Genomic DNA, 248 nt, shown 5'->3' with positions numbered 1-248 from the left:
AGGAAATGCCACTGTAATTATTATCACGGATAATATAGCGCTTTATCCTGAGAAATTCTATAAAGAGGGGCTTTCAATAGTCACCGTTACGACACGAAGGAATATCTCCGAGGCGATTAGCCCGCAGATTAAATCTTTGAATTACCTGAACAACATCCTGGCGAAGATTGAGGCGATAAATGCCGGCGTAGAGGAAGCGATAATGCTGAATCAGGATGGTTTTGTCGCGGAATGCACGGGGGATAATA

At 43.5% G+C, this 248-nt stretch carries 1 protein-coding gene; it reads left to right on the top strand.

Translation table 11 applies throughout. The features are described 5' to 3' along the window. Positions 1-248: aminotransferase class IV (locus ACX9YW_RS23385; protein WP_460351173.1), on the top strand; the 248-nt coding region annotated here is incomplete at both ends.

The sequence above is a fragment of the Pseudoneobacillus rhizolycopersici genome (genome assembly GCF_054786815.1).
Note: the sequence above shows the minus strand (reverse complement) of the source record. Positions and strands in the feature narration are given on the sequence as shown.